The organism is Sulfidibacter corallicola (assembly GCF_017498545.1).
GTDB classification, from domain to species: domain Bacteria; phylum Acidobacteriota; class Holophagae; order Acanthopleuribacterales; family Acanthopleuribacteraceae; genus Sulfidibacter; species Sulfidibacter corallicola.
The window spans coordinates 2574024-2591262 of sequence record NZ_CP071793.1; the positions used below are offsets into that span (position 1 = coordinate 2574024).

Here is a 17239-nt window from a genome sequence, read left to right on the forward strand (position 1 = left end):
GTTTCCACACGCCTTCGATCATGAAAGGAGCCTCGATGAGCCTCACGATCAAGTTTTCTCTCTTCACTTCTTTCCTATGCCTCAGTGTGATTCTCGGAATCACCTACCTGTCCTACCGCATTTCCTACCGGGAACTGGAACAGTCGTTGGGAGAAAAGTTGGAGTCCATCGTGCGAACCGGGGCCGCGTCGATCGACGGCGATCTGCACGACCGGGTTCGGGGGCCCGAAGACGTCGAGGGCGAGGCCTTCACGACCCTACGCCAACAATTGCGCGACATCAAACGCGCAAACGAGTTGGAAACGGAAGTCTATACGTTCCGCCAAGAAGGGGAATCGCTGAAATTCGTGGTGATGACCAACGAAAAGCCGTTCGTGGGCGACACCTACGGCATCCGTCCCGAGATGCGGGTCACCCTCACCAAGGGCCAGCCCAACCACACCCTGCTGTACGAGGACTCCCACGGCCAATGGATCTCGGCCTACGCGCCGATCCTCGACAGCCAGGGCAACATTTCGGGCCTGCTGGAGGCCGACTACGAGGTCCACACCTTCTTCAGTCTGCTACGCGAGAAGTTCATTTACCTGATGATCAAGGCCCTGGCCTTCGCACTGGCCGCGGTGGCGGTCAGTTACCTGCTGGCGCTTTCAGTCACCCGCAAGTTGGTCTACCTCACCGACATCACCGAAAAGATCTCGCTCGGCAAGATGGACAAGCCGATCCAGATCGAGGGCCGCGACGAGGTGGCGCGGCTGGGCGAATCGCTGGAGCGCATGCGTGAGAGCCTGGTCATCGCCGCCAAGCTGATCGACTGAGCAAGGGTCGAAATCGATCATCGAGAGATCTAAAAGCCCGACTTATCTGCTTCGCTCTTGTTCCACTCAATCTTGCGAAGCGTTGATCGCTTCGAAGTGTCGGCCCAGCGGGCCAACTTACCGGGCATGGCATCGCTCTGAGTATGCGGGCACTGCCGAAACGAATTGCTTCGAACGGTTCATCGGGCCGATGAACCTACCGGGCATGACATCACTCTGAGTATGCGGGCACTGCCGAAACGAATTGCTTCGAACGGTTCATCGGGCCGATGAACCTACCGGGCATGACATCGCTCTGAGTATGCGGGCACTGCCGAAACGAATTGCTTCGAACGGTTCATCGGGCCGATGAACCCTACCGGGCATGACATCGCTCTGGGTATGCGGGCACTGCCGGGACGGATTGCTTCGAACGACTCAGGTGGCGTGCAGTTGCTGCTGGGCGTCGTGGCGCACCGTTCGGAACTGGTAGGGCTGGAAAAGCATCTGGAACTGGGCGCCGCGGTGTTTGCCCTCGCTGTCGGCGCTCATGGAACCGCCCATCGCTTCCATCGCCTTGGCGCAGTAATGTAGGCCGTAGCCGTGCCCGTACTTCTTGGTCGTGAAGCCGTGTTGGAAGATGTCGTCCATGTTTTCGATGCCGATGCCGGTATCGCTGATGCGGCAGAAGGGCTGGCCCTCCTCGTTCAGGCCCGTCTCGATGGTCAGGACTCGGGTCTCCGCCTGCTCCATGGCCTCGATCGCGTTCTTGATCAGGTTGACGAGGATGTGGACCAGGACCGCCTGGTGGGCCATGACCGGGGTGTCGCAGCGGAACTGTGATTTCAGTTCGACACCGTAGCCTTCCAGCATTTCCTTTTGGACCGCGATACTTTCCTCGACCGCCAGGTCGAGCTGAACCGGCAACAGGTTCTGATCTTCCTTGGCGTAGTACTGCTGGGTTTCGATGATGTCCTTCATCAAGGTAATTTTCTTCTCGGCGTTCTCCAGCTCGTCCAGCATGTCGTTGTTCTCTTTCTGGAGCAGGCTGCCCAGGTGCTGGTAGTAATCGACGAGCTGTTCGCCCTTGCCGGCCTGCTCGAACAGGTTGGCCAGGTTGACCTTGTTCTCTTCCAGGATGCGGTTGGCCTTGTGGAAGCCGTTGAGGCGCGAGTTGTTGATCACCTTGGAGATGTTCTTCATCGACACGTTCATGCTGTTGAGGATGTTGCCGATGTTGTGCAGCACGGAAGTGGCGAATTTGGCCTTGCCGGCGGCGCGGGCGTTTTCGCGCGCCTCGTCCTGGGCGGACCGCAACTGGCGGGTGGTCTGAAGCAGTTCGAGATGGGTGTGGACACGGGCGATCAACTCGGCACGGGACAGGGGCTTGGTGAGGTAATCGTTGGCGCCGGCCACCAAACCCGACACCAGGTCGCCGACCTGGTTCTTGGCGGTCAACAGCAACACCGGCAGTTCGTGGGGCCCGTAGAGCGAACGAATCTTGCGGCAGACCTGGATCCCCGAGACCTGCGGCATCATCACGTCGAGCAGGACCAGGTCGAAGCGGCGCCCTTCCTCGATGAGCTTGATGGCGTCTGCCCCCCGTTGTACGCGGGTGACCTGGAAATCTTTGAGGTGCTGTTCGAGGACGCGCAGGTTGACGGCGTCGTCGTCCACGGCCAGCAGGTGGAACGACTGCGGTTCCAGTTCCACCAGCCGTTGGCTGACCCGATCCAGATCCTCGTTGGGCGGCAGCGCCTCGAAGTCGGCGCTTTCGGTCATGGTGATCGGCTTGGCGATGGTGAACGTGAAGCCTTCGAGCGGTTCGGCATCGCGCTGGGAGAGCGGCAGGGTGAACCAGAAGGTGGTGCCCTCCCCTTCCTTGGAGCGAACGCCGATCTTGCCGCCATGCAGTTCGACCAGCTTGCGGGTGATGCTGAGCCCGAGACCGGTTCCGCCGTAATGGCGTTCTTCGGAACCGTCGGCCTGGTAGAAGGGTTCGAAGATGGTGTCCAGTTGCGTGTCGGCGATACCGCTGCCGGTATCGTTGACCGACAGGCGCATCCAATCGTCCTCCACGTAGGCGGCTACGGTGATGCTGCCCCGTTCGGTGAACTTGATGGCGTTGCCGACCAGGTTGATGAGGATCTGTTGCAGCCGGTACTCGTCGACGTGAATCGCGGGCACGCCCTTGGGCAGTTCGTTCACCAGGCGGACGTCCTTGCCGCCGAGCAGGGTTTCGGTCAGGCGGAAGGTCAGTTCGACCATCTCGTAGGGACTGATCGATTTGGGCACCAGCGAGAGGTCGTCGTTCTTGAGCTTCGAGAAATCCAACAAATCGTTGATCAAATTGGTCAGGCGCTGGCCGCTGTACAGCATCAGGCGCAGGTTCTGACGGGCTTCGACACTCAAGTTCTCGTCTTCGTTGTGCAGCAGGGTCTCGGTCAGGCCGATGATGGCGTTCAAGGGGGTGCGCAATTCGTGGGAGGTGTTGGCCAGGAACTCGTCCTTGAGCCGGTCGACCTTGCGCAGCTCGGCCACGAGCCGTTCCTGGGCCTGGGCCTCTTCGCGGCGGTGGCGATCCAGGTCGCGCAGTTCCTTCACGTGATTCAGGGTCTTGCGGATGGTGGCCATCACGTCGGAGTACTGAATCGGTTTGCTGATGAAATCGAAGGCGCCTTCGTTCATCGCCTTGCGAATGTTGATCATGTCGCCGTAGGCGGTCACCATGACCGTGGCCAGCAAAGGGTAGTTGGCGCGCAGTTGTTTCAGTAAGGTCAACCCATCCATGTCCGGCATGCGGATGTCGCTGAGCACCATGTCGAATTCGGGATCTTCGGCCAGCTTCTCCAGGGCCGCACGCCCGTTGTAGACGAATACGAACGAAAATTCCTTCCGACGAAGCTCCTTGCGAAACATCTGTCGGAAGAGTACTTCCAAATCGGGTTCGTCATCCGCGACCAATATGCGCGCAGGTCTGGTTTCTAGATCGAGCTTTTGTGGCACGGAACCACCCTGATCGTAAATATCAGCACTCATACCGGACTACCCGACCCCTCACCAACCTCTGTCGAGAGAGTAACTACCCATGGATAGGAAAAGACGTGTAAATGTACGCCTTTGCAAGCATTTTAATGAAGTCTACCAGATCTGGACAGGCAATGGAGTAGGAAAATGGCACAAAAGGGATTTTGGCGCACACCCTACGGGTTCCCTTGGCTCCATGAAAAAAAGCAGATATACGGATTTTTGTATCGAATACCGTAGAACCCAGACCAATATTTATCGAACGAATTCACGCGAACCCAGGGTCATGGGCTTTCGTCGCGAACCATGGGTTCCGATCGATGCGCGATGCTGCCATACGAAGATAACTCAGGGCCGACACGTTCTTTGCCGCGGCGTTCCAAGGTAAAAAATGACACACCGCGTCACGGCCGAATCCCTGGTTCCACGGAGGTTCTCCACGACCAATCTCACCCCCGCGAAAAAAAGCAAAAAAAAGAGTTGACAGCTATCGAGAGCCTGCCTCATGATACCGGCCAAGAAGATTACCCGAAGACCAAGTCACCGTCTTGGAGAAACTCAATGACCCTACATCACATCGTCGTCATTATCGTGGTCGTCATTATTAGCCTAAGCTCCTAGGCGCGGTCTTCTTCTACACCGATTCGGAACAAGCCCGCGCCACACAGAAGCGCGGGCTTTTTTAGTTTTAGCCCAACCATTTCGGAGTCGAGTCCCATGTTCACCGGCAACACCATCGACAACCTGGTATCCCTCGAAGGCACGAACGTTGTCGCCCCTGTCGTCGGTGTGTCCGTAATGATCGATGTCCTACTAGTCGTCCTAGTCGTCGTCATTATCGTGATTAGCAGCTTGGGGCCGCCCGGTTGAGCATCTTGCACAAACCGATCATCAAAAAGGCCCCGCACCCAAAAGGTTCGGGGCCTTTTTCGTTTGATTCCAACCCTTTCCCTTTCCCCCTAGAAGTTCCCCCATTCGTTCTCCCACCCATTCCCCAATGCCAGAGGAGGTTCATCCCATGACATCCCCCAATCCCCCCGACAGTAACGCCGAGGACGGCCCCGGGTCACCATCCCCCTTTCGTGACCGGACGCTGCCCAGCGATACCGTCAAGAAAGGCGTGGCTCGGGCACCGGCCCGAGCCATGCTGAAAGCCACCGGCCTGACCGACGAGGACCTGGCCAAACCCCTGGTGGCGATCGCCAATACCTGGACCGAGGTCACCCCCTGCAACGTCCACCTGCGCGAGCTGGCGGAACACGTGAAGGAAGGCGTTCGCGCCGCCGGCGGCACCCCGATCGAGTTCAACACGATCACGGTTTCCGACGGCATCACGATGGGCACGGAAGGCATGAAAGCGTCGCTGGTGAGTCGCGAAGTGGTGGCCGACAGCATCGAGCTGGTCACCCGCGGTCACTATTTCGATGCCGTCGTGGCCATCGCCGGCTGCGACAAGACCTTGCCCGGCACGGTCATGGCCCTGGCACGGCTCGACCTGCCCTCCCTGCTGCTGTACGGCGGTTCGATTCACCCCGGCCGCTGGCAGGGCAAGGACGTGACGGTCCAGGACGTGTTCGAGGGTGTCGGTGCCTGCCTGTCCGGCCGCATCACCGAAGACGAGCTGCGCGACCTGGAAAACCGGGCCTGTCCCGGTGCGGGCGCCTGCGGCGGTCAGTTCACCGCCAACACCATGGCCACGGCCCTCACGGTGCTGGGCATTTCCCCCATGGAGATCAGCGAAGTTCCCGCCACCGACAGCCGCAAACCGGCCGCGGCCCGCAAAGCCGGCGAACTGGTGATGCGCTGCCTGGCCGAAGATCTGCGTCCCTCCGACCTGATCACCCGTGAATCGCTGGCGAACGCGGTCACCTCGGTCTCGGCCACCGGCGGCTCGACCAACGCGGTACTGCACTTCCTGGCCATCGCCCGCGAGGCCGGCGTCCCCTTCACCCTGGACGACTTCGACCGCATCTCGGCCGAAACGCCGGTGATCGTCGATCTCAAACCCGGCGGTCGCTACACCGCGCCGGATTTGGAAAAAGCGGGCGGCACCCGTCTGGTTCTGAAGCGGTTGCGCGATGGTGGCCTGTTGATGGACGCGCCGACCGTCTCCGGCCTGTCGCTGTTCGAAGAAGCGGACCTGGCCCAGGAAACCGAGGAGCAACCGGTGGTGCGCACGCTGGCCGAACCGATCAAACCGCGCGGCGGATTCGCGATCCTCAAGGGCAATCTCGCCCCCGAGGGCTGCGTCATCAAGCTCTGCGGCCACGATCGCGTGCGCCACGAAGGCACCGCCCGGGTGTTCGAACTCGAGGAAGACGCCTTCAAGGCCATCTCGGCCGGCCGCATTCAGGCCGGTGACGTGGTGGTCATTCGCCACGTGGGTCCACGCGGCGGACCGGGCATGCCCGAAATGTTGGCGGTCACGGCGGCCCTCATCGGTGCCGGCCTCGGCGACACGGTCGCCCTGATCACCGACGGGCGCTTCAGCGGCGCCACGCACGGATTCATGATCGGCCACATCGCTCCCGAGGCGGCCGTGGGCGGTCCCATCGCCCTCCTTCGCGACGGCGATCCCATCGTCATCGATCTCTCCCAGCGCAGCTTGGACGTCCAAGCTGACCTGGAAACCCGGCGCGCGTCCTGGCAACCCCCCGCGCCAAATCAATCACGGGGTGTATTCGCCAAATACGCCCACAGCGTCCGCTCGGCATCCGAGGGGGCAATCACCGTGTGAGGCGCACGTCCGGCTGCGGCCCTTCCTCCGGCCGTGGACGGGAAACGCCTCTCGACTTCCCCAAGTGTCGGTCCTCTTTCGCGGGTGTCCTACAACCCGCACCCCATCTGACTTCCCATTACCCGATGAAGGATCAAGGAGCAAAGAACATGACCAAGATGTACCGTGAACAAGATGCCAAACCGCAGGTTCTGGAAGGAAAGAAACTAGCCGTCCTCGGTTACGGCAGCCAGGGCCGCGCCCACGCGCTCAACCTGCGCGAAAGCGGTTACCAAGTCGCGCTGGGCCTGCGACCCGGCGGCAAGTCCTGGCAGCGCGCCGAGGGGGACGGGTGGGAACCCGTTTCGCCAGGTGAAGCGGTCGTCGGCGCCGACCTTGTGGCGATCCTGGTACCCGACATGGCCCAGGCCAAACTCTACGAAGACTTCGTGGCTCCCAACCTGAAGCCCGGCGCCGCCCTGCTCTTCGCCCACGGATTCAACGTCCATTTCGGCCACATCGCGCCCCCCAAGGACACGGACGTCATCATGGTCGCCCCCAAGAGTCCCGGTGACCTGGTCCGCCGCCAGTACCAGGAAGGCCGCGGCGTCCCCTGCCTGGTCGCGGTTCACCAGAACCCCACCGGCGAGGCCTTCGACCGCGCGCTGGCCTATGCCCACGGCTTGGGCGGCACCCGTGCCGGTGTCCTGGAAACCAACTTCGCCGAGGAGACCGAGACCGACCTGTTCGGCGAACAGGCGGTGCTCTGCGGCGGCGTCACCGAACTGATCCGCTACGGCTACGAGACCCTGGTGGAAGCCGGCTACCAACCGGAAGCGGCCTACTTCGAATGCCTCCACGAACTGAAGCTGATCGTCGACCTGATCTACGAGGGCGGCTTCACCAAAATGCACGAGTTCGTCAGCGAAACCGCCAAATACGGCGATCTGACCCGCGGTCCGCGCGTCGTCGATCCCTCGGTCAAGGAGAACATGAAGGAAATCCTGACCGAAATCCAATCGGGCACCTTTGCCAAGGAATGGGCGGAAGAGAACAAGGCCGGTCTTCCCAAATACCGCGAGTTGTTGCAGAGCGATTTGGAGCACCCGATCGAAGAGGTCGGCCAACGCCTGCGCAACGCCATGTCCTGGATCCGCCCCCGTTTGGAGGAGGCTAAATGAATGGCGCTCAATTCGTGGTCAAAGCCTTGGAACGCGAAAACGTAGAGTTCGTGTTCGGCTATCCGGGCGGGGCGATCATGCCCGTCTACGATGCGCTGGTGGAGGCCAAGTTCAAACACGTGTTGGTGCGACACGAGCAAGGGGCGGCCCTGGCGGCCGATGGCTATGCGCGAGCGACCGGCAAGGTCGGCGTCTGCATGGCCACTTCCGGACCCGGCGCCACCAATCTGGTGACCGGCATCGCCAACGCCTTCATGGATTCGGTGCCGATCGTGGCCATCACCGGCCAGGTGCCCACCTTCTACATGGGCACCGACGCGTTTCAGGAAACCGACATGCTGGGCGTGACGATGCCGATCGTCAAGCACAGCTTCCTGCCCAAGACCGCCGAGGAACTGGTCTGGATGATTCCCGAGGCCTTTCGCCTGGCCCAATCCGGGCGACCCGGCCCGGTGCTGATCGACCTGCCCAAGGATCTCCAGATGGCCCAAATCGACGCGCCGCTCGTGGAGGCGCGCGAGCAACCGTCCGTCCCCGCCCCCGACGCCAGCGCGCTGCAAGCGGCCCTCGAACTGCTCGAGGAAAGCGAGCGGCCCCTGATCTACGCGGGCGGCGGCATCGGCATGGCCGAAGCGGTCGAGCCGTTCCGGCGCTTCGTGGAGACCACGCGAATTCCGGTGGTCACGACCCTCAAGGGGATCGGCGCCCTGCCAGGCGATCACGAACTCAACCTGGGCATGCTCGGCATGCACGGCCTGAAGGCCGCCAACATGTCGGTCCAGGAAGCGGACCTGCTGATCGTGGTGGGTGCGCGCCTGGACGACCGGGCGACCGGCAAGCTGGACTCGTTCGCCCCCCACGCCAAGCTGATCCACCTGGACATCGACCCGGCCGAGCTTGGCAAGCTGCGTCGTCCCGCGGTGTCGCTGCGCGGTGATCTGGCCGCCGGTCTGGCATCGTTGACGGTCCCCGTGGCGATCCGCTCCTGGCGCAAGACCTGCCTCGACCGCAAGGCCGCCCACGCCTGGGACTACAACGCACCCGGCGAGGGCATCTACGCGCCGCGCATGCTGCGCCGGCTCTCCGATACCTGTTCCGACAAGACCATCGTCAGTTGCGACGTGGGCCAGCACCAGATGTGGGTGGCCCAACACATCGAATTCCTCAACCCCTATCAGCATCTCACGAGCGGCGGCCTCGGCACCATGGGGTACGGCCTTCCCGGCGCCATCGGTGCCTGGCTGGGTCGTCCCGATCACGAAGTCATCGTGGTCAGTGGCGACGGCTCCATCATGATGAACATTCAAGAACTTGCCACGCTCAATCGCTACGGGATTCCGGTGAAGATCATCCTCTTCGACAACAGCCACCTGGGACTGGTTCGCCAGTGGCAGGAACTGTTCTTCGAGGAGCGCTTCAGCGAAGTGGAACTGGCCGACAATCCCGAATTCGTCCAAGTCGCCGCCTCCTTCGGAGTGCGCGGCATGAAAATCGAGCATCGCGATCAGGAACAAGAAGGACTCGAGGCCCTCTACAACGCCAAGGGTCCCTTCCTGCTCCACGTCGTCATCGATCCCAATACCAATGTATGGCCGCTGGTGCCCCCTGGAAAATCGAATGCCGAAATGATGGAAGGAGCGAAGTCATGAGGTTCTTTTTGCAGTTGAGTTTGCGCAACATGGAAGGTGGTTTGGAACGTGTCTTGGGCGTGGTTCGGTTTCGCGGATTTCGCGTGGTTGAAATGTCCGCCTACAGCAACCCGAATGGCGAGGATCTGGCCGTGACCCTCAAGGTCGAGAGCCAACGCGACGGCGAGAACCTCAAAAAACAATTGGACAAGTTGTTCGACGTGCGTCAGGTCGAGATGTTCACCACCACCCCGGTACCCACACCCGTTCACTCGGGTTACGGCATGCCGGTCGCGGCGGTGGGCTGAGGCCCGAGTCCCGCGATCGGTTCACGACCGACGGGTCACGGATTCGATGACATGACGGTTCATCGAAAATGGGACCATTCACCCTTCCCACCATGGGGAAGGGTGGATCCCCATCGAGCCTCGGTGTCCCCGAAACCCGGGCCCGATCATCGATCGCGCGAGCTCGATTCAGGTCGCCCCATCGGGCCGACATCGAAGGCATGCATCGAAGCGGTGTGAACGGTCCATATATATAATGTATGGATCCTCACATTTGCCTACCCGAAACGCGCGGTCCGCATGAAGGCCACTATTGCGGCCACGAACCGCTCGGCATCGCGCGAATCGGGTCCGACGAGTTTCCTTGATCCCAAAGGGCAGAGGGCGTTTTCGGCAGGGAACGGGGGTTCCCCGTCGGAGTCGCGCCCTCGTGCCTTTGCGGGAAGGGCGATTGCCACGGCCGCACGTCGCGGGTTCGGCTCCGCTGGAAGACCACGAGGCGGGGCGATGGGCACCGCCCGTCCAATCGAGTCTCACCGTTCACGACGACGAGTTGCCATTCATCCCCACGACGGCGCATCCCAGGTCCCTGCGCCACGCTCCGCGAAAACCCGATGCCCGACACCGCCAGGTCTCGGGCGGCACACCGATTCGCACGAATCGCCACCTCACGACGGACGACCACCAGCTTAAGGAGCCGACATGGGCGAGCCCGATTACCTACGCAGGATACTGGCTTCCAGGGTTTACGATGTGGCGCGGGTGACCCCGGTTCACGAGGTCCAAAATCTTTCCCGCCGCATGAACAACAGGATTCTGGTCAAACGGGAAGATTTGCAGCCCGTTTTTTCTTTCAAATTACGCGGCGCCTACAACAAAATCGCACTGCTCGACGAACAGGCCCGCGCGCGGGGCGTCATCGCGGCGTCCGCCGGCAACCACGCCCAGGGTGTGGCCTTGGCCGCGCAGAAGCTGGGCATCCGCGCCACGATCGTCATGCCGCGAACGACCCCCGCCATCAAGGTCACCGCCGTGCGGCGGTTCGGTGCCGAGGTCGCACTCCACGGCGACACCTTCGACGAGGCCGCAGCCCAGGCCCGCGACTTGGAGCGGCGCCACGGCTGGACCTTCATCCACCCCTACGACGACCCCGATGTCATCGCCGGTCAAGGCACCGTCGCCATGGAACTCCTGCAACAGGAGCCCAGCAGCCTGGAGGCGGTCTTCGTTCCCTGTGGCGGCGGCGGCCTGTTGGCCGGCATTGCGGCCTGCATCAAGCAGGTGCGCCCCGAGATCAAGGTCTTCGGCGTCGAAGCCGAGGAATCGGCCTGCCTCTACCACGCCCTCGAGGCCGGCGAACGGGTGGTCCTGCCCCACGTGGGCATTTTTGCCGACGGCGTCGCCGTCGCCCAGATCGGCGAGGAGACGTTCCGCATCGCCCGCACCTACGTCGACGGCGTCATTCGCGTGTCCACCGATGCCATCTGCGCCGCGATCAAGGACATCTACGACGACCTGCGCTGCATCGCCGAACCGGCCGGCGCCCTCGCCCTCGCCGGTCTCAAGCAGTACGCCGGCGAAAACCACCTGCGCCAGTCCAACCTGCTGGCGATTCTCAGCGGCGCCAACGTCAACTTCCACCGATTGCGCCACATCTCCGAACGCAGCGAATACGGAGAGCAGACCGAAGGTGTGTTCGCCGTGACCATCCCGGAGCGGCCGGGCAGCTTTCTGGCCTTTTGCGAGGCCCTCAATCACCGCAACATCACCGAATTCAACTACCGATTCGGCGACGCCGACGAGGCCCACATCTACGTGGGCGTGCAGTTGAACGAAGGCCCCTCGGAACGCCAACTCATCACCGAGGGCCTGAACCGCAGCGGCTACCGTTTGATCGACCTCAGCGACAACGAGGTGGCCAAATTGCATTTGCGCCACATGGTCGGCGGCCACGGCAAAGGCGCCGATCACGAGGTGTTGTTCCGCTTCCAGTTCCCGGAGCGACCCGGGGCACTGCTGCGCTTCTTAAACCAGCTCGGCGGCCGCTGGAACATCAGCCTGTTCCACTATCGCAATCACGGATCGGCCTACGGTCGCGTGCTGGCCGGTTTTCAGGTGCCGCCCAACGAGCGCACGGCCTTTCACCGGTTCCTCGACGACTTGGGCTATCCCTATTGGGAGGAGAGCGACAACCCCGCCTACCACCTGTTCCTCGCGCCGCAGGAGAAGAAAAGCGACAGCGAGGGCGCGACCTGTTCGAGCGCAGTGGCTTCGGGGGTGTGAGTTCCGGAGGATTTTTTTCACCACGGAGTCGCCGCCCAGGCCGGGGGCCCGGGTTTCAGGTGGGTAACTAATCGAAGCGAATCGTTTGGGAGTTCCCGCATTTGTGAGAGGGGCGTCGTTGCAGTAAGTTGGCCCGCCGGGCCGACATTTTTCGACGAACTCCCTGCACATTCGCCTTTTTAGGTTTTTATCTTTATCTTCGAGCTTTACAGAGTTTGTTACATAAGAGCCACGCACCAGCGGGCTAACCCGCTCGATTTCGAGAATGAAACAAGGCGAAGTGAGCTAGCATGGTGGTCCCGGCTGCCTGAGAGGGTTGTCATGCCAGGTAGGTGCGACCGCTGGTCGCACATTCCAAAGCTCCTGCTTCTATTGGTGCTTCGCTCTTTGGCGTCTCGCATCTGCGGAGTGTGGATCGCTTCGAAGTGTCGGCCGGGCCGGCCAACCTACTGCCGCGCCGATCCTCAAAGCATGCGGGAACTCTGATCATGGATCGCTTCGACAAGTTCATCCGGCGGGCTTACCGCCCCTGATGCCCCTACCTGGCACGACGAATCTCTCGGCATTCGGGGACACCAAGCAAGTTTGTTTCAAGAGAGTCCGCAGAGTTCGCGGAGATGGGCTGAGCCCCTGGCCCTTTGCCAGAAACCAGGTGTGCTGTTTCTTTCTCGAAATCGAGCTGGGTATGCCCGCTGGTTCGCGGCGCTTAGGTAACGAACTCTGTTAAGCTCGAAGGTAACGCTAAAAAGCGAAACAGGTGGATTTCCGGGGAGTTCGTCAATAAATGTCGGCCCAGCTCCCTGGGGGCGACTCTGTAGGTTTGAACTCTAACGGACCGCCTCACGGCGAATATCGAAAATAGCGCCGAACATCTTAATCGACACAAAATGTTTATTCGATATATCAGGATAATTCCGCAACAAGTGAAACATCTCGAATCATTTTTTTGGCACATTAATTTATCGGCATCGTTTGGCGGATGTACACCCGAGTAAATAGTAGAGGGAAACTCAAGAAAGTGGCGTTTTTTACTTGCCTTTGGACGGTTATGGGTCCGACAGATATGGTTCTCACCGTTCCGGTGTTTGCCGAACCGTTACCCAAATCGGGCTGTATCGACTCGAATCGCGCGAACCGGGATGAACAGGGGCTTCGCGAAGCCCCTCTTTAAACGCAACCCAACCGCGTTGACAAGCGGTTGTTTACAGGTTCGTTACACTTCATCGACCAGCCTGTTTGGCACGGTGGATGCTCTAGGGTAAAACGTCCCCGAACAACGTTGGCATTCAATGAGGTGTACCATGTATAACTTGAATAAAATCAGTGTATTGAAATTTGCATTCGCTCTTACGTCAATCGCGTTTTTCGCGTTCCCCGCCATGGCTGGCACCCTGGACGAGTACCCCGAGGTACGCGACACTCTGAACAACGACAACTTGGTCCTGAACAACTACTGGGGTTGTCTCAACGAAGGTTACAACTTGGGTGATATCGCCGTCGATCCCATGTACTACATCGTGGCGCCCGAGGGAGACCACGTGGCCTTCAACGTGACCATCACGCTCAGCAAGCACGTGGGTGGTGAATACTCGCTGCAAACCAACTACGTCCATATCAAGTGCACGGTCATGAACGACGGCAACGGCAACTTGAGCATCAACAGAATCGAGGTCGTGCGCAGCACGGTCTACTAACCGGTCCTTCTGTCCTCGCCACTTTATGTGAACGGTTTCTCACCGACATGTTTCTCTCCAAGCGAGGAGGTTCGCCATGATCACGAACGCCGTAAAAATTTTCGCCATCACCTTGCTGAGCCTGACTTCTTTGACCGCTTTCGCGGGAACCCTGGACGATTACCCCGAGGTTCGCGACTGCATGAACGACGACAACCTGCTGTTGACCAACTACTGGGGGTGTTTGAACGAGGGCTACGAGCTGGCCGAAATCGAAGTTCACCCGGTTTATTACTTCCTGCCGCCGGAAGGTGAGCACCTGGCCTACACGGTGGTCATCCCCATGTTCCGGCAGGAAGCCGGGCAAGAAGATCAGGGAACTGCAAACGTGCACATCACCTGCGATGTGCACGACGACGGGGAAGGCAACTTGCACATCGTCAAGCTCACCGTCACCCGCAGTATGGCCGAGTAGCTTCCGAAACGACGGAACCACTTGAACATAGAGAACCAGGACGTCGACAGACGACCACCAGGCGCCGCCTGAACCAGGGGTGAACATCTCACACCGAGATGGCCCACATACCGGCAACACGCCACAGGCGCCGAGCGAGCCCGAGATTCGATCTCGGGCTTTCGCTTTTTCGGGGTTCGGATCCCAGGGCCCCAATCGCATCGAAGTGCAATTGACATGGTGCGGCACATTTAGGTTCTTTATCGGGCTTCGATCTGCTATGGTAGCCCCAACATCAGGTTATCTCCGATCAGGGCATCCCATATCCACCACGTAAGGAGCATGAGATGTACCTGATCATGACACGTTCCCTCATATGCGCCGCAATCCTTTGCGGGACACCGCTGTTTTCGTTCGGCGAGTTCAGCGCAAACCTCGGGCTCACCGCGGACTACGTCTGGCGCGGTGAATCCCAAACCGATGAAGAGCCGGCCCTCCAGGGAGGCTTGGATTACGCCCTCGACCTCGGGTTTTATGTAGGTACCTGGGCTTCGAACGTGAAGTTCGGCGAAGATCGCGATGTAGAGGTCGACCTCTACGGAGGCTATGGTTACGAAGGGAAGAACGGATTCACCTTCGACGTGGGATACATTCGCTACGCGTTTCTCGATGGACCCGATGCGGAAGAAGTCTATTCGGGCATCGGCTATCGCTGGGCGACGGTGACCTACTACTACGATTACGACAACGAAAACAGTTATCTCGACGGCGAGCTGGCGTACGAGCTACCCCGCGATTTCGGAATCGCGTTTCACTACGGGTTGTTCGAATTCGACGCGGCCGAGGATCGAGAAGACTACAAGCTCGCCCTGAGCCGCTCGATGTGGTCCTTGGACTTCGAGTTGGCCTGGCACGACACGGATTGGGAAGGCCCGATCCACGACGGTCGTGTCACGATGTTGATCAGCAAGACTTGGTAACCCCAATGTGTCGTCCCCCAACGGCCCGCGTGTGTCCCTCCACACCACGGGCCACCTGAACCGACCTGGGCCGTGCACGTCCCCCCGACAGGCACGGCCCTTTTTGTGTCCAAGTACCCGGCAGCGCCCGCATCGAGCGTCGTCGGCCCCGTTCCCCTCACAAATAGACAGGCTTTCCGAACCCAGTCGCTTCGAAGAGTTCGGCGGGCCGCTGAACCTACCTGGCACGGCTACTCTCTCAGCATGCCGGAACATCTCGATTACGTTGCTTCGACTGAGCGCCCCTCAACGCCAGAAACGGCTCCGCGTACCGACTTTTCGGATCCCTCGAAGCACATTGGCAGGAAGGAACCGCAAGCCGAGCGACATCGACGCAACTCTTTGCCACCTGCGGGCATTGCCTACCAAGTTTCTTCGACGGACGGCGAAGGTTCAAGCGGGTACCGGATCTCCGATCAGGGACTCGGCAACACGGGCCCGCCCCTTGCCCTCGTTCGAAAAAAGCGGGGAAATGTGGTCCAGGCAGGCAATGCGCTCCCGGTACTCTCGCAAGTAGGTATCGCGCTGCCACTCTTCCAAATCGGACAGGCCCCAGGCGATGAACGGCGGCAGCACGTTGAAGCCGGCACGATGCAGCACGTCCTCCTGAACCGGTCGCAGAAACACTTCCAACTCGCGCTCACGGCCGGCGGGTGTCAGCGCATCGGTCGGCGTGGTCAGGGCCAACATGGCTTTTTTCGTAGGGCGATCGCTCTGAACCCGGTTGCGGTACCAGGTGGCCACCCGACAGCGCCATTGGCGCAAGGTCGCCGGCATCAGAAACCACCAGAGCGGGAACTGAAAGACCACGATGTCCGCCCAATCGAAGGGATCCATGCTGCCGAGCAGGGAATGGATCGCCGAAGGCTTCAGCGGTGGATTCTCCGAAAAAATGGGCGCGGTGTACAGGCGCGGATCCAAATCGGTGGACAACAAACCCGGGAAAAAACCACGGCGCGGCGGTCCGGCCATGGCCTCGTCGTGGAACCCGATCACGTTCACTTCATGACCCTGAGCCATCAGGGTTTCGACCGCGGTGTCTTTCATGCGCTCGTGAAATAGCTTGGATTCATGAGGCACACAAACCATCAGTACATTCACGGAACTCTCCTGGCCTTGCCGAACACGGCAGCTTGATATGAAACAGGTCTCTCTCCTGTCCTCGAAACAATCGGCTGAAACTCACGGGCGCAATGCGGGAAAGAAGAAAGGGCACGCCGGTGAAGCCGTCAGGACATCACGGGAGGACAGCGACGCGGAACAGCACTGGAGAAAGGAGGTACCACCTCGACGACCGTCCGACGAGGTCTTTTGCAGGAGCAAGACTGCCACACAGGTCCCGGCCAGGCAGTAAGGAAAATCACACCGAGATGCTACAGCGTGAAAATTAATCTCAACCAGAAAATTAACGCAAACAAACTATGTTGCCCAAACCCAAATCTCCCGATCGTCCCCAGCACCTTTCCCGCAGCTTACCTCATAAAATAACCAATTATCATCGAGCACGTTACAACGACTACGAAACCGAAAGGCGAAGCGCCGCGAAGGCCCTTTCTCGAACCGGGAGGGGAAGAGGCACGGGTCCGTTTCGACGCAACATTCGTATTTTTGGAGAAAAGTCACACTTTGCATAAAAAGGGGAAAGCGCCCGAACGAGGTGGGAAATCGCGCCATCCCTCCGACGCTTCCCATCGGAACGACGACGCTTACGGCATGGGAAAACGCGCGAGCAGGGCCTCGACAATCAGGAGGAACACTCGGCACATCACGGGAATCGAGACCGCCCACAGCAGGGTGGCCGGAGCCAATGCCGTCAGAAACCGCCGCCGCGACACCCCCGAGTGGCCCAGGGCGAAACATCCCAACATGCGCATACCGATCTGGAAACGCAGCACGAACACGGCGATTCGCGGATACCGCCCGAGGAAATCGCTGGTTTTTTGGGCCCAATGACGGATCCGCGCATAGCGTGCCAATACCGATTGGCCATTGCGGACACCCAGTTCAAAAAATAGCCAATCGCCGAGAAAGGCGCCGATCCAGGCCGGCCCGATCAGCCAGGACCAGTGGATTTCCTCGCTCGCGAAGTACATCACTCCCAAGATCGAGAACTCGCCTTCCAGAAAGGTACCGAACAAAACCAAAACCAACCATACCCACGACATCGACCGGGCACC

At 60.2% G+C, this 17239-nt stretch carries 12 protein-coding genes; 9 read left to right on the forward strand and 3 right to left on the reverse strand.

Features of this window, described 5'->3' with window-relative positions:
• The first annotated feature begins 35 nt into the window (after nt 1–35).
• Complete coding sequence (locus J3U87_RS07485) at nt 36–815, forward strand: HAMP domain-containing protein (RefSeq protein WP_237382416.1); 780 nt, start codon at nt 36–38, stop codon at nt 813–815.
• A 417-nt stretch (nt 816–1232) separates the two neighbouring features.
• Here J3U87_RS07485 and J3U87_RS07490 read toward each other — a convergent pair whose 3' ends face one another.
• Nucleotides 1233–3833, reverse strand: a complete 2601-nt coding sequence (locus tag J3U87_RS07490; RefSeq protein WP_237382417.1) for a response regulator — start codon at nt 3831–3833, stop codon at nt 1233–1235.
• Between the two features lie 1006 nt (nt 3834–4839).
• Here J3U87_RS07490 and ilvD point away from each other — a divergent pair.
• The 8 genes from ilvD to J3U87_RS07530 all read left to right on the forward strand — a co-directional run bounded on the left by ilvD (nt 4840) and on the right by J3U87_RS07530 (nt 15023).
• Nucleotides 4840–6558, forward strand: a complete 1719-nt coding sequence (gene ilvD / locus J3U87_RS07495; RefSeq protein WP_237382418.1) for a dihydroxy-acid dehydratase — start codon at nt 4840–4842, stop codon at nt 6556–6558.
• Between the two features lie 149 nt (nt 6559–6707).
• The gene (gene ilvC / locus J3U87_RS07500) at nt 6708–7718 is read left to right on the forward strand and encodes a ketol-acid reductoisomerase (RefSeq protein WP_237382419.1); all 1011 of its coding nucleotides are present in this window, start codon (nt 6708–6710) and stop codon (nt 7716–7718) included.
• Nucleotides 7715–9367 (forward strand): acetolactate synthase 2 catalytic subunit, encoded by a 1653-nt coding sequence (gene ilvG, locus J3U87_RS07505; RefSeq protein WP_237382420.1) that lies wholly within the window; start codon nt 7715–7717, stop codon nt 9365–9367. Before ilvC ends, ilvG begins: the two co-directional genes overlap by 4 nt.
• On the forward strand, nt 9364–9654 hold the full coding sequence (ilvM, locus tag J3U87_RS07510) for an acetolactate synthase 2 small subunit (protein WP_237382421.1): 291 nt from the start codon (nt 9364–9366) through the stop codon (nt 9652–9654). Before ilvG ends, ilvM begins: the two co-directional genes overlap by 4 nt.
• A gap of 681 nt (nt 9655–10335) precedes the next feature.
• Nucleotides 10336–11916 carry a threonine ammonia-lyase, biosynthetic gene (gene ilvA, locus J3U87_RS07515; RefSeq protein WP_237382422.1) on the forward strand — a complete coding sequence of 527 codons (1581 nt, stop codon included), beginning with the start codon at nt 10336–10338 and terminating at the stop codon, nt 11914–11916.
• A gap of 1301 nt (nt 11917–13217) precedes the next feature.
• Nucleotides 13218–13610 (forward strand): hypothetical protein, encoded by a 393-nt coding sequence (locus tag J3U87_RS07520; protein WP_237382423.1) that lies wholly within the window; start codon nt 13218–13220, stop codon nt 13608–13610.
• 76 nt (nt 13611–13686) lie between these two features.
• The gene (locus tag J3U87_RS07525; protein ID WP_237382424.1) at nt 13687–14064 is read left to right on the forward strand and encodes a hypothetical protein; all 378 of its coding nucleotides are present in this window, start codon (nt 13687–13689) and stop codon (nt 14062–14064) included.
• 326 nt (nt 14065–14390) lie between these two features.
• Nucleotides 14391–15023 (forward strand): TorF family putative porin, encoded by a 633-nt coding sequence (locus tag J3U87_RS07530; RefSeq protein ID WP_237382425.1) that lies wholly within the window; start codon nt 14391–14393, stop codon nt 15021–15023.
• A gap of 432 nt (nt 15024–15455) precedes the next feature.
• Here the strand turns inward: J3U87_RS07530 and J3U87_RS07535 are convergent, their stop codons facing one another.
• Together J3U87_RS07535 and J3U87_RS07540 are read right to left on the reverse strand one after the other, a co-directional pair.
• Nucleotides 15456–16163: an NAD(P)H-dependent oxidoreductase gene (locus tag J3U87_RS07535; RefSeq protein WP_237382426.1), complete on the reverse strand. Its 708-nt coding sequence runs from the start codon at nt 16161–16163 to the stop codon at nt 15456–15458.
• A 605-nt stretch (nt 16164–16768) separates the two neighbouring features.
• Nucleotides 16769–17227: a DedA family protein gene (locus J3U87_RS07540; RefSeq protein WP_237382427.1), complete on the reverse strand. Its 459-nt coding sequence runs from the start codon at nt 17225–17227 to the stop codon at nt 16769–16771.
• Nucleotides 17228–17239 lie beyond the last annotated feature (12 nt).